We start from the raw sequence: 25927 nt of genomic DNA, 5'->3' as shown, positions 1-25927 counted from the left end.
GCGATTTCATGGCATACACAATTCTTCACCTAATCGATACAACCGGCCCTGGCGGTGCGGAAGATGTCTTCATTAAATTGGCTTCAAGGCTCCGAAATAACGAATTAAACAGCATAGCTGTGGTGCGAGGGGAAGGTTATGTTGCTTCGTCACTCCGAAAACACGGTATAGAGCCAGTAATAATAGATTCTAAAGGGAGCTTTAATCTCAGATTCATTCTAAAAATGATTTCAATCATTCGACAATATAGAGTGAATATTATCCAATCCCATCTGTTGGGAGCGAATGTTTATGCTTCTATTGTAGGGTTGTTAAGTGGAGTTCCTGTTGTCGCCACCTATCACGGTATGGTTGATGTATCTCCCAATGAACGTTTCAAAAAAGTAAAGCTCTGGTTTATGAAACACGGGATCTCACATTTTGTGACTGTAAGCGAGTCTTTGAAAAAAGCGATTAGTAAACAAAATCTACTTGTGCCAAGCAGAACGAGTGTTATCTACAATGGCGTTGATCCAGAGATTTATTGCACAGAAAAAACCTTGCGTTTAAAAAAGCATTTTAATATTTCAATATCTACACCTCTTTTTGGTGCTTTGGGTAATGTAAGACCATCTAAACGTTACGATTTACTCCTAAAAGCGGCCTGCATTCTGAAGAAACAAGGGGTCGAAGTGGCGTTTTGTATAGCTGGGGATCCAAAAGCAACGTTAAAAACTCAGCTTGACAAAATGATTGTAGAGTATGATCTGGACAATATATATTTCATAGGTTTCGTAGAAAATACTCCTGAATATTTAAGTAATTTAGATGCGTTCGTGCTGACATCAGATAATGAGGGGTTCTCAATAAGTACTATAGAAGCAATGGCAACAGGACTTCCGGTTATTGCTACCAGATGTGGGGGGCCGGAAGAAATTATCAACCAACCCTCGCAAGGGCATTTAGTAGAAGTATCAGCAAGTGCAATTGCTACCGCCATTGCCAGAGTCGCTGAACAGTTAAAAACCAACGAAAAGGCAAATTATTACAATAAAAATGCGAGTATGCGTATCAAAGAATCATTTTCAGTAAACGCTATGCTGTCAGCTTACGTCAAAGTTTACAAAGCGATTGATGTATCATTTCCTGGTCAAGGCAAGATCTAGTCATGTTTTTTTTAAATTTAAATTTTTTGGCAGATAAATTTGGGTCGAAAAAAGGTTTTTGTCGATTCTTATTGTTTGGCGGTCTCCAATTTTTTGGCGCTTTTAATAAGTTTAAACCAAAAAATATAGAAAAAACTAAACGGTTGATTTTTGTATGCAGCGGCAATATCTGCAGAAGTGCTTTAGGCCATCTAATAGCCGAAAAAGAAAAGTTTCCCTCAGATTCTTTCGGCTTACACTGTCGAGGTAACGACCCTGCTTTTGATAAAACGGTGGCATATGGATTAGAACGCAATTTAGAAGTAACCGAACATCGCTCAAAAAATATAAGAGAATACAAGCCAATGGCTGGTGATTTGTTAATTGTTATGGAGCCAAAGCATTTAGTAGAGCTTCGTGAACTTTTTCCAGAAGTCAAGCTTTTGTTGCTCGGATTTTTAACTGATTACAATAACGTATATATACACGACCCCTACAATACGAATAATGCTTTTTTTTATTTGTGTATGGAGCAGATTAGTGTTGCAACCAAAAGGCTGGTGAGGCTGATAAATGCGCAGTAAGCAGTCGAAAGGGTATATGGTTGAAAACTTTTGGTTTTTAAAGCTCAAGCCACTGTGGGCGTATTTCAAGTCTGAATCACTTGCGTTTAAAGCTATCAGTGCATACATGTTTGTAGAATACTTCAGACCGCAATCTATCTTCCCAATTATTGACTTTTTGCCATGGGCCCAGCTCTTTCTGTGCGTTGCTCTTGTCTCCGTGTTTTCAGACAAGAAGGCGGATATGAATTGGACACGGCTCCATACAGTTATATTACTGTTTGCCGTAAGTATTCATCTGTCTTTTTTGGTTGCGTTTGACATCGACTCTAGTAAAAGGAATTACAAATTTTTTATTCAGTGGATCATCGTTTTTTTCTTAGTATCTTCGATAGTGACCAACAGAGAGCGTTTTTACAGTTTCTTTTTAGTTATATTTTTATGTTCACTAAAAATTGCTTTCGGTACAACGAGAATATGGGTGTCTCGTGGTTTTTCTTTTACCACCTGGGGCTTGACTGGGCCCCCGGGCTATTTCCAAAACTCAGGAGAGCTAGCAATACTTATGCTTACGCTATTCCCTTTAGGCTATTACTTATTTAGATATCACGCTAAAGACCTCAACAAGCTGGAAAAAATAGTTCTATTCTTAGCCACAATTTGCCCTGCATTAACCATTTTAGGAGCGAGTAGTAGAGGAGCGCAAATAGCTTTGGGAGTACAACTTGTTATCATTTTTTGGAAAAAGCTTTACAAGCCTAAGTCTCTGCTCTTACTCGCGATAGTAATTTGGCTGGGCTTTAATTTTCTACCCGATGAACAGAAACAAAGATTTTCTGAGATAGGGGAAGATAAGACCTCAATTCAAAGGCAGTTGTACTGGAAAAACGGGTGGGAGATGATGAAGGACCACCCTGTTCTTGGTGTTGGCTTCTACAACTTTGTTCCCTACTACAACACATATTATCGGCATGATATCCTTTATTCATCAGCTCAATTACCTCACAATATTTTTGTTCAAATTGGAACTGATGGTGGGTTTCTATCTCTCTTTTTCTATGTTGGAATTCTACTTTTGAGCGTCACCTATCGGTTCCCGTTAAAGCAGATCAATTCTGTGTCAGATAAAATTTTATATGCAATTTGGAAAGGAAATCGGCTATCCATAATTGGATTTATTATTGCTGGTCAATTTGTATCGGTAGGATATTATCCGTTCCTATGGATTTGTCTTGGCATCCAAGTAGGTATTACAAATTCAATAAAATCACGTCAATAATCATTTAGTTGACGATTAAAAAAACAAAAGGAAGCAACTCTAGATAGCAGTATCGCGGAAAGCTTCACTCAATAGCTTATGCAAGAGCATTTAGTCGGCACTAAAATAGTGGCACGCGAAGAGTCTTTTGTCAGGTTTAATAATGACTTATATAGAAATATTCGACTTGCTTACGCAGGGGGATATTGGATATTAGTTATCAAAAATAATAGATGTTGGATTTATATGAAAAAAGTTTTTCTAGCTTTAATTTTCCTGACCTCGTTGAATGCTTGCTTTGAAGAAGCGGACACGGAAAGTTATAGTGCAGGTACAGTTAGTTCGAGCCCAATACAGGTAACTCACGAGCCTATAGATAAGCCTTTCAAGATAGAGGAACCATACCCCAGTCAGATGCCTATGCATCTTGTTTATCCAAGGCCTGATAACGAAACACAGAAACATGCGCGTCATCGTTGGGCACACCCAGAAATGAAATATCGAATCCCAATCGGTATACAAGGAGGTTCATGGCCATTTAAATACGAATTGATAACCAGCCCAGAGGGTTCCAGTATAGGCAATATTAAAGGAGAACGCTCCTACGGTATAATTGAATGGCAACCAACGACACAAGGAGGCGTTGCGCATTTTCATGTTAAGGTCACTGATCAAGAAGATAATACATTAGATATTTTTTGGTCAGTAAATATTGCCACTGACCGCTTTGTATTTATCCAAGATGGATGGAATGGAGAGAAAAAAGGAACAATTAGTGCACCTTTAGAAGACGTTGTTGATTGGTACAAAAATAGCCGAAGTGATAATACGTTTCACAATAAAATAGTGGTTTTTCGCAAAGGAAACTATGAGCTTAAAGGGTCAAAAGAAACAAATGGCAATTTGAGACTGGACTCTTCGTCAAAAACACCAAGCCTGATAGGCTTTCCCGGAGAAAAAGCCTATATTGATGCGTCAAAAGCGAAAGTAATCACTGACGTTGGGCAGTTACAAGATATGTTCATAGCGAATTTAAATTGGCACAACTCTAGACAAGACGTTAAAAATGCTCACTTTTTCTGGGCTATTGGTGATGTAAGCAGAGCAACATGGTGGAACAACAGTTTTCACCATCACGGGCCGGGAATTATTGGAAATGATAATCCAGCTGGGGTGTTTATTTCAGGAAAAGGCTCGAAAAAACAGCACATACTCTACAAAGGAAACAGACATCAGCACTTTTATGATGGTAGACTTAATGGCTCTCTTATTGATATTTATTACTCAAGTTATGTTTTGATTGAAGATAACTTAGCTTCTAACATCGATGTTTATTGTGGATTCCTTGCCAAAGGTACAACAGGTTACGTAACAATAAGAAACAACCACGCATTTGAAAATATTGAAGGTGGAGGTATATGCGTGGGTTATGGTAAAGAGTCTCCTGAAATTTCTAACAATCACGAAGTAGCTTGGAACAGAATAGTGCTCGCTTCTCCAAAAACCAATAGCCCTTCATTGCTTTGGGCAATTCAAAATACGTGGGGAGGCGAAACTTACAACTCGTTTATTTACAGGAATACATTTGTCAATGGTTCTGCTTGGATAAGATTTCCTGGAATTAATAAGTATCAGGTTGACTCTAATGTAGTGGTAACAAACAATCTGCGTCGTTGGGAGCTAAGCAATATGACAACAACCCGGGACAATGTTGTGTCTAGTATAGATGACCTTATAATTGTTGAAAATGATGGCTCGATTAAGAAAGTTTTTAAAGAGGAATATTTTGGTAAAGTTGGGTTTGAAGTAGGGAATTAGAAAAATATGCAAAACAAAAACAATAGGTTGATTGAGATTGTGACTAATTGTTGATTAACAACCTATATCAATTTAGGAAACAGAGATTCAACGAATAGTATCATTATCGAGTCCGAGGAATGTCTGAAAAGACGCATTAACGAAATGCGTGCTAGTTCAAGTTTGATTCGAGCTCGATCTTAGTTTTGAACGCCAATCAATTTTAAAATACTTTAATAACTGCGCGCTTCTGTCGTAGTCGCTCATAATAAGGGAATTGAACGGTTATTTTAACCGTGTCTTTTAGGTGTTTTTTGTGCAGTTGAGGAGCGATAAGAATGATTGTGTTGAATTCCAATGCTCAATTGACAGTTTGTGTAATCGCGAAAGTCGCTGGGCGTAAAATTACGAACGCCAATGCCATTAAGCTGCACGATAAGTTCAAACGCAATGTTGAACTTTGTTTAAATCGTTACTGAAGCCAGGGAACATAGTTTGTTGTTTATGGTAATTCAGGTAGCGAGTCAGTCAACTAAACACCTGGAAGCTTTAAGAAGCAAGTTCAGTGTCTCTTTCTTATAGCTCTAGGTGGTCTATATTTAATTTTACCCAGCGATGAAAAACAAACACCGCCCACAGCTTTAATTCCCTTTTGTGGTCACTATCGTCTTCCAAAAGTAGTTTGTTGACTACCTCGCTTGATATAACATCGACATAATTAACAAAATCATCGCAAAGAGTTTCTCTTATTATTTTATTAAGTGGTCCGTTAACCCAACTAGCAATTGGCACCGAAAAGCCCATTTTAGGACGTTCGATAAGCTCACTAGGAACTAATTCGTACAACATTCTTCTTAATGGTGCTTTTGCTAAGCTATTTCCTATCCGATATTCCAAGGGAGCTTTGTTTGCAATATTCATAACCTCTCGTGCTAAAAGGGGGACTCTTACCTCTAATGATGACGCCATTGACATTCTATCTGACTTGAAAAGACAGTCGTCTACCAAATAATACATCTGGTCCCAAAGTGAAGATGCTTTGAGGTAAGAGGTCTCGAATCCAAAAGCTCTACCGTTGTACAATTCACCTTGGATATCTTCATTATATTGGTCGTCAAAAATAGAAATAAGCCGCAGATAAAAGTCTTGTGAGTTTTTGGCCAATAATGCGCAATTTAATTTTTGTATTTTATCGTTATAGTTTGCACCGAATTTTTTGCCCGAAAGCTTCTCTATATATCCCACCAGTGAGTCTACATCTAAGTGTTTCGCTGTAGAAATCAGATGAACTAAAATACTACTTAAGGGCACTGGTAGCGATTTTAGCTTGTTGTATATTTTATAGGCAGGGTAATATCTGTTATATCCAAGAAACAACTCATCTCCTCCATCACCAGAAAGGCAAACTTTGACTTTTTGCCTTGCTGTTCTGGCTAGTATGAAGTTTGGAACCGCAGATGGGTTCGCAAAAGGCTCACCAAAGGCATCAATAGAAGGGAAAAGATTATCAAGTAGGTCTGACTCACTAAGTTTTATTACGTTACTTTTTGCCCCTACGTGAGCCGCTATTTTCTCGGCAAATGGCGATTCGTCAAAATTTCGCTGTTCAAAGCCAATAGTAAAGGTTTCAAGTGGTTGGGATGAGTGTTTTTGGGCAACTGCAGTAACCAAGCTACTATCAATGCCACCGGATAGAAAAGTCCCAAGAGGAACATCCGAAACCATTTGTGCTTTTATGCTATTATGGATTGCCGCTTTAAGATGCTGATCTAATGGCTTAACTATTCTTCCCTCCTCTTCATTTTCTCGATTTATGTACTCTAACAGTTCAACACGATGAGGAATTTCAAGGGTAATTTTGACAATGTTCCCTTTTTTAATTTTTTTTATTGTCTCTAACGGGGTTTGATCATCAATAAAATAACCATATCGCCAATAGTTTCCTAAATTCAGTCTATTCAATCTGAATTTTCTACCCGCACCAGTTAATACCCCCTTAAGTTCCGAAGAAAAAATAAGTTCTCTATGGTCAAAAGTGTAGTAAAGAGGCTTTTCACCTGCCTGATCTCTGGCTAAAAAGACCGCATTGTCTTTCTGGGAGTAGATAACTAGTGCAAACATTCCTTCAAGTCTGTTGATTGCTTTTAGGACACCAAACTCCTCGCAAAGCGCTAAAATAACTTCTGTATCCGTGTTTGTGCGAAAAGGATATTCACTAACTAGCTCTTTTAATTTCTTGAAATTGTAGATTTCACCATTAAAAGCAATAGTGAATTGACTTGATCGGCTTTCCATTGGTTGATTGCCAATATCTCTGGTATCGAGTATTGCTAACCGTCGATGCCCTAAAAAGACTTTCCCAGCCTTAACCAATATACTTGAATCATCTGGACCGCGGTGAGCAATCGAGGAGTTCATATCTTCCAAGCGACTAATGTTACGGTTGAAATCTTTTGGTTTTCCGAAAGAAACGATTCCATTAACTCCACACACACTTATTTTCCTTTAATTTACTATTTACTATTTACTAAGACGTGCTAAACAGCAGACTATTGAATTAAAATTGCATATACACACAAAGCTATGTTTACTCTTCGGCCATTCATTTAAAATAGTAACCGATCATGTATTAATAGCTAAGCTCTAAATTCATTCAAAAAAACCAACAACATGGGTCCAAGCGCATTGCGGGTTTAACTATCAGTCGACCAGACTTTACTAGACAGATTTTCTTTTGAATTCTTCTAGCTTTTCACTATCCATTAGGGGGATATTATAAGCTTCGCCATGCTCGAATCTAAAGTTATAAAAAAAATTCATTGAGAGACATATGAGCCAACCTACAAACGCAACATCAATTATTGGATGTCTTTTTCAACTAAATAGTAAAGATTGATTATTGACCATTTGGTCTCAATGTTCTCAACAGAAGTAACCTTCTCTTTTAATTCTCCAGTTAAGGTTTTTTCAAAGCTTTTGACCCAAACGTGAAAAGGCGTTGGAAAGCCTAGCTTTCTAAGGTATATCGCATCTCTATCGATGTACTCGCTAGCTAGCTGCTTCAACAGAGGTTTAACTTCTATCCGAGTTTCTTGTTTGAAGTTTTTGCTTATTCGAAGGCCACTTTTACCAAACATTTGATATTCATCTAGCCTGTTTGAGATGTTTAGCATTCTCTGGTTGTAGAATGGGGTAATTATTACTTTCTCTTTTAGCTGGGCACTAGCTTCAATTTCCTGCATATGCTGCGCACAGCTGTTATGAAGCGCTTGCGAAATACCGTTTATTCTGGAAAATTCTTCGTTTGAAACTTTTATAGTGGGCATTAAGTCAACTTGTATTTTATTCTCTACGGTCCATTGTTTAATGGGGCTATCATCTACTTCTTCAATTTGATATAAGGTATTTGGAGAGTTTCTTTCTATCTTTTTAAGCATTTTTTGAAACTCATACGGAAATAGAAATTTAGGAATAAGTTTAGAGAGCCTAGCGTACTTCGAGTCTAGTATCCCACCTTTTATTAAAGAGCTTCCAAAGAGACTATCTGCATATTCGCCGTATAGTATGTGAACTTCTTCAATACTATCGAATAATCTATGTAAAACTAAGGAGCTGTAGTTACGGTTCGGTACTTTTGTTACGCTTATTGTTTCCTTGAAAGCATCGATAAAATCTGAAGACGTTACTTTAATAATGCGATGCTTTATTCCAAGCTGCTCAGAAAATCGAATTGCTCTTGCTAGTTCGGGGTTTTTACCATCATCCCAAGTTGGAGTATAAGCGCATATGTTGCGGAAATATTGTTGGGCAGTCGCCGCTAGAATAAATGAATCTACACCACCACTGAGAAGCACGGCTATAGGTGTATCAACGTCTAGTGCTCGGTACGTTTGGTTTAGGCTTCTTTTAATCAGAGCCAACGCTTCTTCGTTGCTTAGGGCTTTAGTTGATTCTAAAACCTTTAATTCACATTTTAAAACTTCAATCAAATCTAGTTGTTTTCCGTCATAATAAAGACCATGGTTTAATGGAACAACATTCACGTCCTTTTGAAGCGCATGCTCTGTCAAAATTCTTGATGTAAATGCTTGATAAAGCGCTGTATAGTTGATCTCACTTTTCTTTACAGGAAATACGCTCGATGAATTACTGATGAGCAGTCTGTTTCCGCGTTGTACGTAGAGAACTCTTTGGCTATTGAAGCGATCTTTTATCAGTGTGACTGCTTCGCCAGATGATGTTGTATGTACCAGTGCAATAATAAAATTTCCTTCACACTGAGCTATGAATGAATAATCTTTATTCATCATATTCAACAACACTTGTTCAGCGGAATACTTTAAAGGCAAACGTGTATAAAAGAGTTTTGCGCCTTTGACTAGAGAAGAAGTGTAGTTAAAAGGGGCCGTCACGTTGACTGTTCTCTTTTCTGAAGTAGCTGAGGTATTGATTTCGATCGTAATACACATAATAGGTTTTGAAAAACAAAAAAGTCTACATAGACATAGTTAGAATATATCATGACCTTGCTTAAATAGCGTTGATACTTTTCAAACTTCTTGGAGAGTGAAAAGCAATCAAAAACTAAGCGTAATCAAGGAAATAATTCGCTTGCATTTAAATTAGCAGTTGTAAATTAGTTAGAAAAAGAGCAAATGACTTACGAACAGATTCAGAAACACTGTGGTGACCTTTCCCCCAAAAATAACACCATGACATTGATGAGATTTCGAATAAACTGGAGACAATGGAGATCTCAAAATGAAGAAACGTTACAGCGAAGAACAAATCATCAAGGCCATCAAGCAGCATGAGGCTGGCGCAAAGGTGGACGACATCTGCCGAGAGATGGGTATCTCATCAGGCACATTTTATAATTGGCGCAGTAAATATGCGGGTCTCGAAGTTAACGAAGCCAAGCGCTTAAAAGAGCTTGAGTCTGCGAGCAACAAGCTGAAAAAGATGCTTGCTGACAAGCTCTTAGAAGTGGAAGTGATGAAGGGAGTGCTTTCAAAAAAGTGGTAACGCCAGCAGGAGCTATTTAGCATACTACTATGTTAGCAATACAGGCTCTTGGGAAGTCCGATTATCTTTAGTAAGTATCGTAAGCTGTATTTTGCCTTGAGCTCCTTCGACAACTAACGTTTGTCTTTGCTTTTTTCTTTCTGGCTTGAGCCAAGGCTTCTAACTGTTTTCAAGAAGCGCTCTCTGCATGTAAATATTCGAGCACTTCTCTAAGCTCTTTTTCGGTCATCTCTGATGATGTTTTAAGAGTTGAAGAGTTATCATTGACGCGAGGTCTCCGTTTTCTCTGCGGTTTTAGACGGGATATACCCTCAAAAGCATACGGCTTTTGTCATTGGAATAACATGCCTGGTGAGGATAAACCGAAAGACGCATTAGTGTAACCGTTCGGCCATTTGTTACGCCTCATAGTATTTAACTCGTTGGGTTTAAACTTACATTTGTAGGGAGGTGGCTGGTGAGTAAAACGTTCTTCACAATTGAGTCAACATACTGGGATACAATAACCGATCTGGTTGGAATGTACTTCAAATTCTGGCTTTAAATTCCTTGAATTAATCTCTTTCGCAAGTCGCGCTGATGTTAATCTAAATGCTCTGTTGTATTTAGACATAAAACCCCCTTTAATTGGTGAATCCAACTATTGGGGGCCGTTTCAGAAGTTCGTCTGGCTTTTTGACTAAATAAAGTACTAACCCTTTTTAGCACTTGTAATCATTAGCTAAGACTTTTTACGTCTGCCAGCCAATGTTAGGCCTATTAATCCGAGAGCAAGTACTCCAACGGTTGAAGGTTCCGGAATAGCTCGAACGGCAAGCTGTGCACTCAACACATTCACTTGATTTTCTTCCGTAGCAAAACCGAAGGTTCCCGCTATTGTTTGTAATCCACTCAAGCGCGTGATGAGTTCGTAACGTTTGTGAATGTCTGGAGCCAACCCATTAACGACAAAATCTACCGAGAAATCAATAAAATCACTGCCCTGGGCAAGAATATTTCCGCCTTGAAAACCTAGTACTGTGAAGATGTCTGCGCACCCGTTTTCGTTTATGCTGCCTGCGGTTCCGGAGTTAGGACCAAATGGGCACGCCCCTGTGCTATCCCCACTATTTCTAGTTTCATTGAAGTTTATACTAAATTCAAGTTCAGGAGCGAGTACAGAGCCCGTGGTTTCGTTTGTATTGTAGAACCCTTGCAACTGCAATCCATCAACTAACGTTACATTCTCAAGGGAGTCACCGGTTATTATAAAGTTTCTATGGCGTATAGATGTTCCGTCCTTAAACCCTGATTCATAAGAGGTGTTCGCCGCTACAGTTTGCACTCTCCCTTGAGCAGAGCCACCGTTAATATCTTGGAAGATGCCATTTTCGTCCCAAGACTGTGTAGAATTCTGTGTTTTCGGCGAGTCTATGTCAAGACAGCTCTGTCCACTACTCGTTGACGGACTACCCCAACACAAATCTGTTGATAGAGGACCCGTGGACAGAATAGAACCAAGTCCATCATCAGACTGTCCAGAGGCAGTAATGGCCGTCGACGGTTGCCAATTTATCCAACCAGCCTCATTAAAAAAATCCCACTCTGTTATCAGAGTTGGCATTGCAAATGATGCTGAGCTCGCGCTTACTGCTGCTGCAGCAACTAAAATCTTAAATGTTTTCATATTCGTCCCTATTTGATAGGCATTATGTGGTGTCTACTATTTGAAAGCATTTTTCGGGCCGTTTTTATAATTCTTTGTTTTTTTAAGGTTTTTGCTCTTTAAGGAAGGCAAAGAAAGTGTAGGTGTAAAAAAAATCGACGCTTGGTGTTAAGCTTTAGGCCTACTGCACAGCCTTTTTCGCAATATTAAACATTAACCGCGATGTTAAACCTCTATTCCCAAATGGGCGCCAGGTTTTTTTTAGAACATTTCTGTATGCGTCGAAATGTATACCATATGGTGCTGCAAGAATGTTGCCTCTGTTAAGTAATATTTTCAAAACATATGTTTCGGCCATGCCTGCGCATAGGTTTACCGCCATGACAGTAGAGGGGCCTTTTTGTTTCTTAAAGTTTACAGTACTAGTGTCAACAAGGTAGTTGCGTTGTAGCATCGCTGGCGATAACCCGATTAAAAACTGTATGAGTTGGTCTTCTTCCGTTGCCTTATCGTTGAAGCGGAAGTATTGCTCAAATGTCATTCTACCAGGCAAAAAGCATAGCAAGGCGCACCCCATACCTAGAGGTGCGGCGGTGACGACAGGGATATTTTTTTCGTAACATTTGGAGAACAGTAGCTTTCTGGCATGTAGAGCAAAAAAATCTAGGCTATCTACATAAATATCTACGCCTTCCAGAAATGCATCGACATTACCTTCATCAACACCACCATCAAATTCTTTTACTGCGGCGTCTGGATTAATGTCTCGTATCATTGTATTCATTGTCGACACTTTTGCTTTACCCACTGTCGACATTAGTGCGCCAAACTGTCGATTGAAGTTGTGTACCTCATACTCGTCAAAGTCAGAAATATGCATGTGCTGTATACCTAAGCGAGCTAGAGTCAACATGTGAAGGCTGCCAACTCCACCAGCCCCAGCAACTGCCACCTTTTTGGTTCTTAGTAGTGCTTGTTCTTCTTCTGTAACCCAACCAATGTTTCGTGAAAAAGCGTCTTCGTATTTAAACATTTTATGAACTCTTATTTCCGAATAAGTGCTTTTGTGCTTCGATCGACACCTGAATATCATTTAGCATTTTACGGAAAGCTGGTGTTAAACTTTCCATTAGAAGCGATGGGTTGATGTAATAGGGGGCTCGTAAACCGTGATACTCGACAGTAGGTCCAATTTTTTGAAATTTAATACCTAAGAACCCCATACTGCGAGCAAGCCTTGGCTCCATCATCACATAAGTATGAGGAATTTTTTTTGATATCACTATTGACGCTGCAGACATATAGAGACCAACAGCGATAAAGGGAAAGCATCTAAGTTCTGTATCTGAATATGTTTCGGTATCAATCGCACCAGTTGCGGCCCCTGCAAACTTATCTGAATTTCTTCGTCTAAACCTTTCGGGAACCGCTAACCTACTTATTTCGCAAACCTCTGCTCGTTGGAAGTTTGCAGGATTAAGCGTTTTATGTGTAATTGAATGTAGGCAATATTTCTCGATTGGCAATTGCTGATAGTCTTCTAATGGACGAACTACCCGAACAGTTCCGGCGAAACCTCCTGTTTGGAGATGTTGAATCATCGCGTGTGTTGAAAATGTATCGAATTCGTCGAATTCCTGCTCGTTTTCTCTAACAGGTTCGAACCCGAGTTCCTGGCAGTAGACTTGATGACGAATATTAAAAACTTGTTCTTTTTTTTCAACAGTATCGGCAACAACCGGTCTTAAATAGTCTGAAAAGTGCTTAGATATCTGTTTTGCTTCTTGAAGCTTTATGTATCCAGTCATTACTTTTTTCATTTTGCTGGCAACAATACTTAGGGGATTGTTCATCAAAACAGGTCCTAAGAATTGGTTATTTGGTTTCAGAAGCTCCAACGTACGCACCTTATACATTAGTATCGCGAAATATATGTTAATATAGCACAGCTTTTTGTGTTAATTGCAATCTATCAGAGAACGGAAATGTGGTATTGAGCGGTTTTTTGTTATTAACTATGTTTTTCTTAATCAGAAAAGACCTCAGACTATGTTTTATCGCTTGCAACCTTTCTTATTTTTTTTCGTTCTTGCCCCCTATGGATTTGCGAAGCCATTAGTTGATGTAGTCAGGGAACTGAAGCCGTCAATAGTTGGAGTAGGTTTCAAAGTTCCACTCGCTACTGTAGAAAACCAGCTTGTTGGAACTGGTTTTGTTGTTGGAAATGGTAAGTATATCGTAACAAATGAGCATGTAATAAACGCAGAGCATCCGCATGAGGAGAAGTTTCATCGAGTGATTTTTGTCCGCGATGGTAATGTTTATACTACGATCCCAATTCGTGATGTTTTTGTGCATGATAAGTATGATATTGCAATCGCGAGAATAGACGCTGAATTACCTGCAGTAGATCTGTATACATCAATGGAAAGCGTTGATGACGGTACTACAATAGCGATAACGGGTTATCCAATAGGGGCAGTATTGGGCCTCTACCCAGCGACTCATAAGGGGATAGTGGCGGCACGGACGCCAAATATTAAACCTGCTCAACATAGTTCTGAAATGTCCTCAACCTTTCTCGCGCGACTTAATGATCCACTCATGGTATATCAGCTAGATATAGTGGCTTACCCTGGAAACTCGGGGAGCCCGGTATATGTAGCGGACTCAGGAGAAGTTTTTGGTGTCGTTAATAAAGTTTTCGTTAAAGAAACAAAAGAGGCGGTTCTCTCAAATCCTAGTGGTATCACTTATGCAATCCCAATTGTGGAAGTGTTGAATTTGGCGCGACAACATGGAATAGAACTCCAATAATAAAATACGCTTCCAGCAATTAAGTGTTTTGTTTGTAAAGGATTATGTGACAATATTCTAGGATAGCTTCAGTAATAAGCGAGTAGGGTTTAAAAAGTATGGATAGTAGAATAAAAGTAGCAATTGTTGGTTTAGGTTATGTTGGGTTACCTTTGGCTGTCGCTTTTGGTCGAAAATACAAAACGATTGGGTTGGACATAAACACGGACAGAGTAAGGGAGCTACAGGAAGGCTTTGATAATACGCGAGAGATAACCCCGCAAGAGTTGTCTAGTGCACGCTCACTTCAGTTCACTTCAGACCCACAATCAATCAAAGCATGTGATTTTGTCATTGTTACAGTTCCTACTCCAATCGACAGTAATAAGCAACCAGATTTGACTCCTCTAAAAAAAGCCAGTGAGATGATTGGCACCGTGCTCGAAGCAGGCATGACTATCATATATGAGTCTACGGTGTATCCAGGTGCAACCGAAGAGGTATGTATCCCAATTCTTGAGCAATATTCCGGTCTTCTGCTGAATAAAGATTTTTTTGCAGGGTATTCACCGGAACGCATTAACCCAGGTGATAAGAAACATCGTCTCGAATCTATTGTTAAAGTGACTTCAGGTAGCAATGATGAGACAGCTGACCGTGTTGATAGTCTTTACCGCTCAATAATAACGGTTGGAACACACAAAGCATCGTCTATCAAAGTTGCAGAAGCCTCTAAAGTAATCGAAAACGCGCAAAGAGACCTAAACATAGCTTTAATAAATGAACTCGCCATGATTTTTGCTAGAGTTGGTATTGACACTGAGGAAGTATTACAAGCGGCTGGAAGTAAATGGAACTTTTTGCCCTTTAGACCAGGACTCGTTGGAGGGCATTGCATCGGAGTTGACCCATATTATCTTACTCACAAAGCTGAAGCACTTGGTCATCATCCAGATATAATACTTGCAGGTAGACGTGTTAATGACCGTATGGGTGAATACGTGGTCTCACGGCTAGTAAAGGCTATGCTAAACCGCAAAATTATGGTCAATGGCGCTAATGTCCTGCTTCTCGGCGTAACATTCAAAGAGGATTGTCCGGACATTCGCAATACAAAAGTAGTAGATATTGCTGAGGATTTAAAAAATTATCATGTTAACCTCGACATTTATGACCCTTGGGCAAATGCAATAGAATTGGAAAAAGAGTATGGACTAAAGCTCAAAGACACCATTGAAGAAGGAAAGTATGATGCAATTATTGCTGCTGTCGCACACAGTGAGTTCAAGGCTTTTTCCGATAAAAAACTGCGTTCTTTTTGCAAGCAAAACTCTATTATTTTTGACATTAAATATATGTTCGATAAAACAATCACTGATATGCGATTGTAGTTTTAAACTATGAAAATTTTAGTCACCGGCGCAGGTGGTTTTATCGGGGCAGCTGTATCGCAATACCTTATCAACCGCGGTGATGAGGTTGTTGGTATCGATAATTTAAACGATTACTATGATGTTAACTTGAAGTACGCCCGTTTAGCCTCTTTGCAAGGTTCAAACGCAGCTAGTCTATTTTCGTTTACTGAAATGGGCGTAGAAGAGCGTGATAAAATGGCATCGCTTTTTAAAGAGCATAAGTTCGACCGCGTTGTGCACTTAGCTGCACAAGCAGGTGTGCGCTATTCTCTTGAAAATCCCAGTGCTTATATTGATTCAAATGTCGTTGGGTTTGGAAATATTCTAGAGGGCTGTCGCTATAATAATGTTGAACACTTGGTGTATGCGTCTTCAAGTTCGGTTTATGGTGCCAATGAAAAGATGCCCTTCTCGGAAAACGACAATGTCGACTTACCTGTGTCACTCTACGCGGCTACTAAAAAGGCAAACGAATTGATGGCTCATACTTACAGCTATCTCTATAATTTGCCTACAACAGGCCTGCTTTTTTTTACGGTATACGGCCCGTGGGGACGCCCAGATATGGCGCTGTTTAAGTTCACTAAGGCAATACTGGAAGGCGAAACAATTAAGGTATTTAATTACGGTAATCACCGTAGAGATTTCACTTACATCGATGACATTGTAGAAGGAGTTGTGCGTTCACTTGATAAAGTCGCGACTGCCAATGAAAATTGGGATGGTGCAAATCCAGACCCTAGCAGCAGTAAAGCGCCTTACAAGGTTTACAACATTGGTGCACAAACACCTGTACATCTTCTTAAGTTTATTGAGACGCTTGAGGACGCGCTTGGCGTAGAAGCCAAGAAAGAACTGTTGCCAATGCAGCCAGGCGATGTGCCAGATACTTATGCTGATGTGTCATCTCTTGTGAAAGATACAGGCTACAAGCCAAGCACTGACGTTAAAACCGGCGTTAAAGCTTTCGTAGATTGGTATAGGGGTTTTTACGATATAAAGGCGTAAAGGACAACGCTGCTTATCTGCTCAGGTTCATATTTTAAAAGGTGCTACTAAGCACCTTTTTTAGTTTTAAGGTATTTATAAAAGCGTGGTCGAGGTAAAACCCGCATATTTCTTGGGCAAGAACTCTTTTGTGGTGGTATAGCCAAGTTCAAACAGCGAGTTTTTAATTTCTGGCGAAAGCGTAAAGTCTACCGCCGAAATATCACCCGTATTTACCACTACGGTGTTATGCCAATATTTGGCGTTTACGTACTCCCTCGAAATAGCCGTCATAAAAGTGCGAATAAGCATGCTGATATACTGAGGTAGTTGTAACAAGTTTTTCTTGATAGCTTTACGCTTTTGCATTGTGCTTTGGAGCCTAAAGCATACTGACGGTGTGCCGTCGCCTCGCCAGTCTTCAAACAATGCATCTTCTGATAGGATCGCACCGTCCACTAAAAGGTGTTCTTTAAACGGCTTGAAAGAGAAAATCAGCGGTATAGACATTGAATAGCGTACTGCCTCTGACACTTTCATTTGAGGCGATGTCTTCTTGTTAAACAAAACAGGCCCGCCGCCGTTTACATCTGTGGCAAGGATATTAAGGTCTAAAGGTAATTCGTCGAATACCGCTCCATTTAGCTGCATGTCTATCCACCTTTGGAAAACATCGCCAGATGAAAGCCCACCTTCGCGTAATAAACGCACCAATGAGAATTCGGTAAATTGTTTGAAATCGGTAGCGAGTGCTAGTTCACGCATGTCTTCAACAGTTCGTCCTGATGCGTATAAAGATGCGACTATCGAACCCCCTGATACACCTACTAACGTGTCGAATGAAAAGTCCATGTCGTGTAAGGCTTTTATGATTCCAATGTGTGCACTTAGCCGCGTGCCGCCTCCAGAGAAGATAGGCACGATGGACGTGGTTACTTTGCTTAAAGCAGGGCTAATTAGCTGCATCGAAAGGCTCCATATTCATATTTAGAGCATAGTAGATAGCCATTCTTACGGCAAAAAAGTAACAATGGTCTTTAGTCTAAAGTTTGAATTTAATAACTATGAATCAAAAAGGGTTAGCAAACAGGAACGATTTTTAAACAAGGCCGATTAATGTAACAAAAAGCCCACGTAACGTATTACGCGGGCTTTTGAGGTTAAAACGTTATTGCAGACGCAACTAGTCAGCTAAATTACATAACTAGCTAGCCAGCTTGGCCTTCATCTCGCGACGTCGTGCATGAAGCAATGGCTCTGTATAACCGCTTGGCTGCTCTTTACCTTTGAAGATAAGATCGCTTGCCGCCAAGAAACCAATTGAGTTATCAAGATTGGGGCCCATAGGAATGTATTCAGGGTCGCCAGCGTTTTGCTCGTCAACTAAAACCGCCATACGCGCCAGAGACTCTTTTACTTGGTCAACACTTACGATGCCATGCTCGAGCCAGTTAGCGATATGCTGTGACGATATACGTAGCGTAGCGCGGTCTTCCATTAAACCTACGTTGTTGATGTCTGGTACTTTAGAGCATCCAACACCTTGGTGAACCCAGCGCACAACATAACCAAGAATACCTTGAACATTGTTGTCAATTTCTCGCTTAATGCTGTCGCGTGTCAGTGCTGAAGCGTCATTTTCAAGCAGTGGAATAGTTAATATGTCGCTTAGCCCATCGAACGATGCATCTAACCCCTGCTGAACGTCAAATACATTAACATCATGGTAATGCAAAGCATGCAGCGTAGCTGCGGTAGGTGACGGTACCCAAGCAGTGTTTGCGCCTGCTTTAGGGTGACCTATTTTCGCATTCATCATGTTTTGCATCTCATCAGGAATAGGCCACATGCCTTTACCTATTTGGGCTTTGCCTGATAGTCCACATCGAAGGCCTACTGCTACGTTTGCAGTTTCATAAGCAGCAATCCAAGGCATTGTTTTTAGCGCTGCCTTTTCAGCAAATGGCCCTGCGAGCATAGAGGTGTGGATTTCATCACCGGTTCTATCCAAGAAGCCTGTGTTGATAAACACAACCCTTGAAGCAGCTTCTGCAATACATGCCTGAAGGTTTACGCTAGTTCGGCGTTCTTCATCCATAATGCCCATTTTCAATGTATTTTCAGGTACATCAATAATGCTTTCAATTTTACCAAATAGCGCGTTTGAGAAAGCCACTTCTTCTGGGCCATGCATTTTAGGCTTAACGATATAAATACTGCCTTCACGGCTATTTTTGAATTTACTATTACCAAGCAAGTCGTGTTTAGCGATAAGTGAGGTAACAATACCGTCCATAATGCCTTCCGGCACTTCTTCACCGTCAAACAATATTGCGTCGTTAGTCATTAAATGACCGACATTACGCACGAACATAAGGCTTCTACCAGAAAGGGTAAGCTGCTCATCCGTGTTTGCGTGAGCAGATGGTGAATAGGCTCTGTCTTCGTGCATGGCGCGCACTATCTTTTTGCCGCCTTTGGTCATTTCTACGCTAAGCGTGCCTTTCATCAGGCCAAGCCAGTTGCTGTACACTAAGGTTTTGTCTTCTGCATCAACCGCTGCCACTGAATCTTCGCAGTCCATAATGGTGGTTAAGGCTGCTTCCACAAGAACATCTTTCACGCTTGCTGGGTCGCTTTCACCAATAGGATGTGTAGGGTCAATTTGAATTTCAAAGTGAAGGCCGTTATGACGGAAAAGTAGCGCTGATGGTGCTGAAACGTCGCCCTGGTAGCCTTGCCATTGCTCAATGTTCGCTAAGCTCGTGACATCTCCGTCAGTCAGTTTAATGGCTAACTTGCCACTTTCAATTTTGTATTCCACCACGTCGGCATGTTTGCCTTTGGCCAGTGGGATCATGTCGTCTAAGTATGATTTTGCTTTCGCCACTACTTTTGCGCCACGCACTGGGTTGTATGCTTTACCTGCTTCAGCGCCACCTTCGTCGCTAATTACGTCTGTGCCGTAAAGCGCATCGTAAAAGCTACCCCAGCGTGCATTTACTGCGTTTAACGCGTAGCGAGCATTGTTAATAGGCACCACAAGCTGTGGGCCTGCCATGGTGGCAATTTCTGGGTCAACGTTGGTGGTAGTAGTTTCAACGGCTGATGGTTGCTCTACTAAATAGCCTATGCTTTTTAAAAACTCGTTGTATTCATTGCAGTTAACCGGGTTGCCGGCTTTGTGGTAATCGTCAATGGCACGCTGCAATTGTTCACGCTTTTCTAAAAGCGCACGATTCTGTGGAATGAATTCTGCGAAGAGGGCTTCTGCACCTTTCCAAAAAGCGTCTTGTTCTACGCCTGTTCCGGGGAGCGCCTGTTGGTTGATAAAGTTGTCGAGCTGTTCGGCAACCTGTAATCGGCCTCTAGTGATATATCCTTGCATAACTACCTCTATACATTTCTCTGTTGCTTCAGTGTAGTGTGAATAGAGGTAGTTTTTTAATTTATGGTTTGTATTTTTGCCATATATTTTGTGAATGTTTAGCCGGCATTCATCTCACTTGCTACATCGCTGATGAGTCGGCGCAACCAAATGTGCCCTGCATCATGGTGTAAAAGCGCGCTCCACGCCATTTTTAGTGCGATAGGTGGAATGTCGAATGGTGGCTCTTTAATGACGACATCTGGGTCGTGTTTAAACAGGCGCGCTGCTTTACTGGGAAGGGTTGCAATCAGTTTCTGTTTTTTCGCTATTTGAAGTGCGGCGTGGTAGTGACGTGTAAATACGCGAATGGCGCGTTGTTTACCTATTTTAGTAAGTTCTGCATCAACCCAGCCTAGCTTTTGTACTTCGTTAGGGTCAATACCAACCCCAACACCAAAGCCTGTTTTACTTACCCATATATGCTGAGCGCGAAGATAACCATCAAGGTCACATTTCGCTACCAGCGGGTGGTCGGCACTCATAACACAGCTGAAAGTGTCGTACCAAATCACCTTTTGGTGAAAGGAAAGCGGTAGTTCGTCAAACCGGTTTATTGCCATATCTACTTTGCCCTGTTCGACGTCATGGAATGTCACATCGCTCGGCGTGATAAGATCTAGCGTAATATTCGGCGCAAGGTCCGCTAATCTACCAACAAGCTCGAGCAGGAGTGTACTTTCCGCGTAGTCGCTGGTCATGATACGAAACGTTCTATCACTGGTAAGTGGGTCGAAGTCAGTTTCTGGCTGAATAGAGCTTTCTAGACGACTGAGTACATCGCGAATGATAGGTTGAAGTTCAAGTGCGCGTTTAGTTGGCGTCATGCCATCGCTAGTGCGAACAAGTAGCGGATCTTTAAACAAATCTCGAAGGCGCTTAAGGCCGTTACTCATTGCAGGCTGCGTAATGCTTAATTGGTTTGCAGCTTTTGTTACGCTTCCTTCTCGTAGAAGCACATCTAAATACACCAATAGATTAAGATCGACCTTCGCTATATTCATTGTTCTAATGCTCTTCAGTAATCTAATTAAACGTATCTATTGTACGCAATTTTGTATCGCTTGTCAGATAAGCATTTAGTCTTATTGTAAGTTTTTGTTTTTATTTTAAGTATTTGATTTTTATGCATTTGGCTATTTCTCGAACTATATCTTTCAGCTTGTGCAAAATATCACATGCATTAAAACGCATAATCTTAGTGAATATTTGTAGGTGAATTTCCATTGAACGTCAGAAGACACCACTATTTATATTCGCGATTTATAGTATTCACGCAGTGCTGTTAAAACACTTTCAGTGTACCTTAACGAAAAAGGGCACCCGAAGGTGCCCCGTGGAAAGGTTGGGATGCTTTCCAGTAAAGTGTTTTACGCGTTATTAAACGTCAAACTGGTTCATTGTGTTGTCTTCACCAGACGCCTTCAGTGCACCGTCACCAGAGAAGTACTCTTTGTGTGTGTCACCAAGGTCAGAACCTGCCATTGCCTGGTGCTTAACACACGCAAGACCTTGACGGATTTCCTGACGCTGAACACCGCGAACATAAGCAAGCATACCTTCTTCACCGAAGTACCCTTTAGCAAGGTTGTCAGTAGACAATGCTGCAGTATGGTATGTAGGTAGTGTAATAAGGTGATGGAAAATACCCGCTTCACGTGCTGCGTCAGCTTGGAAGCTCTTAATTTTCTCATCTGCCGCTGCAGCTAGTTCACTGTCATCGTAGTCAGCTGACATAAGCTTCGCACGGTCGTAACCAGATACGTCTTTACCTTCTTCAGTCCAAGCATCGAATACTTGCTGACGGAAGTTAAGCGTCCAGTTGAACGATGGAGAGTTGTTGTAAACAAGCTTCGCGTTTGGAACTGTTTTACGAATTTCGTTAACCATTTCCGCAATTTGACCAACGTGAGGCTTTTCAGTCTCAATCCAAAGTAGGTCTGCACCGTGCTGAAGAGAGGTTACACAGTCTAGAACAACGCGGTCAAAACCAGTGTTGTCTTTAAAGCGGAATAGTCCGTTAGGAAGACGCTCAGGCTTAACAAGCTTGCCGCCCTGCTTAAGCACTAGATCGCCTTCAGCTAGGTCATCCGCACCCGCCACGTCAGTGGTCTTAAGGAATGCATTGTACTGTGCTGCTAGGTCACCTTCAGACGTAGACACAGGGATCTTTTGAGTAAGGCCAGCACCTAGTGAATCGGTACGTGCAACAATAACACCTTCATCTACGCCAAGCTCAAGGAATGCGTAACGTACAGCGTTAATCTTAGCTAGGAAGTCTTCATGTGGAACCGTTACTTTACCGTCTTGGTGACCGCACTGCTTAGCGTCTGATACTTGGTTTTCGATTTGAATACAGCAGGCACCCGCTTCAATCATTTGCTTGGCAAGTAGGTATGTTGCTTCTTCGTTACCAAAGCCTGCATCGATGTCTGCGATAATGGGTACAACGTGAGTTTCGTAGTTATCAATTTCTGCTTGGATAGCAGCTACGTCACCGCCGTTTTTCTTAGCGTCGTCTAGCTTATTGAAAAGGTCACCTAGCTCGCGTGCATCTGCTTGACGAAGGAATGTATATAGCTCTTCGATAAGGGCAGATACAGACGTTTTTTCGTGCATTGATTGGTCAGGAAGTGGACCGAATTCTGAGCGAAGTGCTGCTACCATCCAACCTGAAAGATATAGATAGCTTTTATTAGTAGTGCCTTGGTGCTTCTTAACAGACAACATTTTCTGTTGACCTACGAAGCCGTGCCAGCAACCAAGAGACTGTGTGTACTGAGACGAATCTGCGTCGTATTCAGCCATGTCTTTACGCATGATGCTTGCAGTATAGCGAGCGATGTCTAGGCCCGTTTTAAAACGGTTTTGAATTTTCATGCGAGCAGCGAACTCTGGGTTAATACCTTCCCAAGTTCCTTTTTGTGCTGCTTTTAATGTGGCGAAGTTATCAATGTCTTGTTGATATTGCGACATGAGCGTCTCTCCCGACTATAATTAAAATACTTAACGTTATTAGCGTTTACGCTTTGGGGCGTTCCCGTTAGTTCCATTTCATCCTAGTGTGCGAATTCGAATAAGAGAAATATATAATCAGCATTGCCGCCATTCATTTTGTGAATGTTGTAGCGATGCGTTGTACGAAAAGGTGTTAAACCAGAAGTCTTTGTCTACGCTTTAAGTGTAAGGAATAAATAAGAGGCGCTTAGTTTTTGAGCTGGCAATTAGATGAAAGGGTAATAGCTATTAGTGCAAACGCCCTGTAGATTGTCGCGCACTGGTCGGATATGATCCGAGTGTATTGATTTTTAAAGAAAAGTGAGTGGTATGAGTAACAGTGTATTGTCGTCTGTCGATCAAAGAACCAAGCTTGTGGGTGAAAATAGGCTTGAACTTTTGATGTTCCAGCTTGGCACGCGTCACGTCTTTGCCATGAACGTTTTTAAAATCAAGGAAGTTATCAACGTTCCAAAACTAAACATGATGCCAGGTTCTCACTACAACCTTCGAGGCGTTATGAACTATCGAGGTAGCTCAATTCCTATTATTGATCTTCGCCAAGCAATAAAAATGCGCGGTTCGGTTGCCGACGACTTCGCCAAAAATGTGATAATTACTGAATACAATCGCAGCGTGCAGGGCTTTATCATTGGCGAAGTGAAAAGCATTGTGAATACATCATGGGGGGACATACAGCCCCCCCCAAATGGCATTGGTAAATCAAACTATCTAACCGCTATCACTCAGGTGAATATTGAAGGTAAAACCGAGCTGGTAGAGATAATAGATGTTGAGAAAGTGCTTGCTGAAATCATCGATTACGATATCTCAATATCGGAAGAGGTGCTGGATACCGAAATTGTAAATCACTTCGTAGGTAAGAAAGTGTTGATTGTGGACGACTCAAGCACCGCCCGTAAGCAAATTAAAGACACGCTAGAGCAATTAGGCGTATCAATTATTGAGCGTAAAAACGGTGCTGCAGCGCTGGCACTACTTCAAAAATGGGCAGATGAAGGTAAACGCCCATCGGATGAGATACTGTTGATGTTCACTGACGCGGAGATGCCAGAGATGGATGGTTACCGTCTGACGGCAGAGGTGCGCAGTGACCCACGTATGAGCGACCTTTTTATTGCTCTGAATACTTCACTTAGTGGAAGTTTCAACGATGCCATGGTTGAAAAGGTAGGGTGTAATCGTTTCATATCAAAATTCCAACCCGATATGTTAGTGGATGTAGCGCAGCAAAGAATGCGTGAATATTTAGATACCAAAAAGTAAGAGAACGTTTGCGGATATTAAACTTCCATCATCATAAGACTATTTGGTCTTAATTTCCTTGTAATAACCCTTGTTTATTTTAGTTAAACCTTTGAGGTGAAACGCTGTGTGTTTTACACTTATGCGAAAATTATTGTAGCAATGGCGCTCAGGTTTACATTTGCAATTGGCAAATATCAAATACCTTTGCCCACAAGTGAAATACTCAGGGAAGTATAAATGATGACAAATTTCTTACGTACAGCGCTGTTAAGCTGTGCGTCGGCTGCGTTTTTAGCAGGCTGTGGCTCAACAAAAAGTGACCCCGTTGCAGCCGCTGGTTCAGAAGTAAATACACCAAAAAACATTATTATGGTTGTTGCTGATGGTATGGGCCCAGCGTACACCACGGCTTATCGCAATTACATGGACGACCCTTCAACGCCTGTAATAGAAAATGTAGTGTTCGATGACATTTTAGTTGGGAATGCGTCAACCTATCCTGCACAGGTTTCAGGCTATGTCACAGATTCGGCCGCTGCGGCGACTGCACTCGCTACTGGCATAAAGTCTTATAATGGTGCCATTGGTGTGGACGTAAATAAAAAGCCAGTGAAATCAGTAATGCACTATGCAAAAAGCAAAGGCATGCGCACAGGCCTTGCGGTTACTTCACAAATTGTTCATGCCACCCCTGCATCTTATATTGCACATAATGAAAGCCGTAAAAACTACAATGCCATTGCAGAAGACTTTTTTGATATTCGAGTAAATGGTGAGTTTGTTGCAGACGTAATGCTTGGGGGCGGTGCGTCTTATTTTAAGCGTGAAGACAGAGATATTGCGGCGCAGTTTACTGATAACAATTACCAATTTGTAGACACGTACGAAACATTAGAAAAGGTACCAGCAGGTAGTAACGTGCTGGGCTTGTTTGCACCAGTGGCATTGCCTGCTGTACTTGATGATGAAAAGAAAAACCGTCTTCAATATCTTACTAAAAATGCCATAAAGCATTTAGAAAACGACAATGGCTTCTTTTTGCTTGTTGAAGCAAGTCAGGTTGATTGGGCAGGACATTCAAATGATATTGCATCAGCAATGGCAGAAATGCACGACCTTGCCATTACGCTAGAATATCTGCGCGATTACGTAACTAAGAATCCTGACACATTGGTGGTTCTAACTGCCGATCACAGCACGGGTGGGTTAACTATTGGTGCTAATGGCGATTATCGCTGGAGCCCTGAACACCTTAAGGGTTTAAAGGCCTCGGTGATGACAATTGCTATGGCAATGCCGAACGAAGAAAAGCCTGAAGAATATGTGGCATCAATGCTGGGCTTGTCGCTAACAGAAGATGAGTTAGCCACCCTTGCCAGTGTTGCAAACCAAGATGACAGAAGCCGCTTTACAACAGTTAAAGCATTTCTTGACGCCAAAACCAATACAGGTTGGACAACCGGCGGCCATACCGGTGTTGATGTAGAAGTGTTTGCATTTGGTGCTGGATACACAAACTTTATGGGCCAAATTGATAACACTGATATTGCTAAAAAAATATTCACTTTGCTTGATAAAAAGCACTAATCATAAATACTTAAATAGTGTTGTTTGTTGAAAGCGC

At 41.0% G+C, this 25927-nt stretch carries 18 protein-coding genes and 1 pseudogene; 10 read left to right on the top strand and 9 right to left on the bottom strand.

Annotated elements, in window-relative coordinates; all coding sequences use genetic code 11:
- Window positions 1-8: 8 nt before the first annotated feature.
- From V7R35_RS04095 to V7R35_RS04080, 4 genes are all read left to right on the top strand, one after another.
- Complete coding sequence (locus V7R35_RS04095; RefSeq protein WP_334013433.1) at window positions 9-1145, top strand: glycosyltransferase; 1137 nt, start codon at window positions 9-11, stop codon at window positions 1143-1145.
- Window positions 1146-1147: 2 nt separating this feature from the next.
- A complete protein-coding gene (locus V7R35_RS04090) occupies window positions 1148-1708 on the top strand; it encodes an arsenate-mycothiol transferase ArsC (protein WP_334013432.1) in 561 nt (186 codons plus the stop codon).
- Window positions 1698-2966 carry an O-antigen ligase family protein gene (locus tag V7R35_RS04085; RefSeq protein WP_334013431.1) on the top strand — a complete coding sequence of 423 codons (1269 nt, stop codon included), beginning with the start codon at window positions 1698-1700 and terminating at the stop codon, window positions 2964-2966. Before V7R35_RS04090 ends, V7R35_RS04085 begins: the two co-directional genes overlap by 11 nt.
- Before the next feature lie 78 nt (window positions 2967-3044).
- Window positions 3045-4763 carry a right-handed parallel beta-helix repeat-containing protein gene (locus V7R35_RS04080; protein ID WP_334013430.1) on the top strand — a complete coding sequence of 573 codons (1719 nt, stop codon included), beginning with the start codon at window positions 3045-3047 and terminating at the stop codon, window positions 4761-4763.
- Window positions 4764-5318: 555 nt separating this feature from the next.
- Here V7R35_RS04080 and asnB read toward each other — a convergent pair.
- Window positions 5319-7235 (bottom strand): asparagine synthase (glutamine-hydrolyzing), encoded by a 1917-nt coding sequence (gene asnB, locus V7R35_RS04075; protein ID WP_334013429.1) that lies wholly within the window; start codon window positions 7233-7235, stop codon window positions 5319-5321.
- Between the two features lie 365 nt (window positions 7236-7600).
- A complete protein-coding gene (locus V7R35_RS04070) occupies window positions 7601-9154 on the bottom strand; it encodes an asparagine synthase-related protein (protein ID WP_334013428.1) in 1554 nt (517 codons plus the stop codon).
- Between the two features lie 349 nt (window positions 9155-9503).
- Here V7R35_RS04070 and V7R35_RS04065 point away from each other — a divergent pair.
- Window positions 9504-9761 (top strand): annotated as a pseudogene (locus V7R35_RS04065) (transposase); the annotation flags it as partial.
- A gap of 727 nt (window positions 9762-10488) precedes the next feature.
- Here the strand turns inward: V7R35_RS04065 and V7R35_RS04060 are convergent.
- From V7R35_RS04060 to V7R35_RS04050, 3 genes are all read right to left on the bottom strand, one after another.
- Window positions 10489-11433, bottom strand: a complete 945-nt coding sequence (locus V7R35_RS04060) for a THxN family PEP-CTERM protein (protein ID WP_334013427.1) — start codon at window positions 11431-11433, stop codon at window positions 10489-10491.
- Window positions 11434-11593: 160 nt separating this feature from the next.
- Window positions 11594-12445, bottom strand: a complete 852-nt coding sequence (locus V7R35_RS04055; protein WP_334013426.1) for a ThiF family adenylyltransferase — start codon at window positions 12443-12445, stop codon at window positions 11594-11596.
- 1 nt (window position 12446) lies between these two features.
- On the bottom strand, window positions 12447-13265 hold the full coding sequence (locus tag V7R35_RS04050) for a PEP-CTERM/exosortase system-associated acyltransferase (RefSeq protein ID WP_334013424.1): 819 nt from the start codon (window positions 13263-13265) through the stop codon (window positions 12447-12449).
- Window positions 13266-13461: 196 nt separating this feature from the next.
- Here V7R35_RS04050 and V7R35_RS04045 point away from each other — a divergent pair, with 196 nt between their 5' ends.
- The 3 genes from V7R35_RS04045 (at window position 13462) to V7R35_RS04035 (ending at window position 16631) form a co-directional block, all read left to right on the top strand.
- Window positions 13462-14229 carry a S1 family peptidase gene (locus tag V7R35_RS04045; RefSeq protein WP_334013423.1) on the top strand — a complete coding sequence of 256 codons (768 nt, stop codon included), beginning with the start codon at window positions 13462-13464 and terminating at the stop codon, window positions 14227-14229.
- A gap of 98 nt (window positions 14230-14327) precedes the next feature.
- Window positions 14328-15599: a Vi polysaccharide biosynthesis UDP-N-acetylglucosamine C-6 dehydrogenase TviB gene (gene tviB / locus V7R35_RS04040; protein WP_334013422.1), complete on the top strand. Its 1272-nt coding sequence runs from the start codon at window positions 14328-14330 to the stop codon at window positions 15597-15599.
- A 9-nt stretch (window positions 15600-15608) separates the two neighbouring features.
- Window positions 15609-16631 carry an NAD-dependent epimerase gene (locus V7R35_RS04035; protein WP_334013421.1) on the top strand — a complete coding sequence of 341 codons (1023 nt, stop codon included), beginning with the start codon at window positions 15609-15611 and terminating at the stop codon, window positions 16629-16631.
- Window positions 16632-16706: 75 nt separating this feature from the next.
- Here V7R35_RS04035 and V7R35_RS04030 read toward each other — a convergent pair whose 3' ends face one another.
- From V7R35_RS04030 to V7R35_RS04015, 4 genes are all read right to left on the bottom strand, one after another.
- The gene (locus V7R35_RS04030; RefSeq protein WP_334013420.1) at window positions 16707-17576 is read right to left on the bottom strand and encodes a patatin-like phospholipase family protein; all 870 of its coding nucleotides are present in this window, start codon (window positions 17574-17576) and stop codon (window positions 16707-16709) included.
- 238 nt (window positions 17577-17814) lie between these two features.
- A complete protein-coding gene (locus V7R35_RS04025; RefSeq protein WP_334013419.1) occupies window positions 17815-19998 on the bottom strand; it encodes a malate synthase G in 2184 nt (727 codons plus the stop codon).
- Window positions 19999-20096: 98 nt separating this feature from the next.
- Complete coding sequence (locus tag V7R35_RS04020; protein ID WP_159627081.1) at window positions 20097-21041, bottom strand: LysR family transcriptional regulator; 945 nt, start codon at window positions 21039-21041, stop codon at window positions 20097-20099.
- A 376-nt stretch (window positions 21042-21417) separates the two neighbouring features.
- The gene (locus V7R35_RS04015; RefSeq protein ID WP_334013417.1) at window positions 21418-23013 is read right to left on the bottom strand and encodes an isocitrate lyase; all 1596 of its coding nucleotides are present in this window, start codon (window positions 23011-23013) and stop codon (window positions 21418-21420) included.
- 351 nt (window positions 23014-23364) lie between these two features.
- On the opposite strand from V7R35_RS04015, the gene V7R35_RS04010 reads away from it, so the two are divergent.
- The gene (locus V7R35_RS04010) at window positions 23365-24321 is read left to right on the top strand and encodes a chemotaxis protein CheV (RefSeq protein ID WP_334013416.1); all 957 of its coding nucleotides are present in this window, start codon (window positions 23365-23367) and stop codon (window positions 24319-24321) included.
- A gap of 219 nt (window positions 24322-24540) precedes the next feature.
- A complete protein-coding gene (locus tag V7R35_RS04005; protein ID WP_334013415.1) occupies window positions 24541-25890 on the top strand; it encodes an alkaline phosphatase in 1350 nt (449 codons plus the stop codon).
- Window positions 25891-25927: the final 37 nt, after the last annotated feature.

This window comes from Alteromonas sp. S167, assembly GCF_036864375.1.
Taxonomy (GTDB): domain Bacteria; phylum Pseudomonadota; class Gammaproteobacteria; order Enterobacterales; family Alteromonadaceae; genus Alteromonas.
This window is presented reverse-complemented; position numbering and strand designations above follow the sequence as displayed.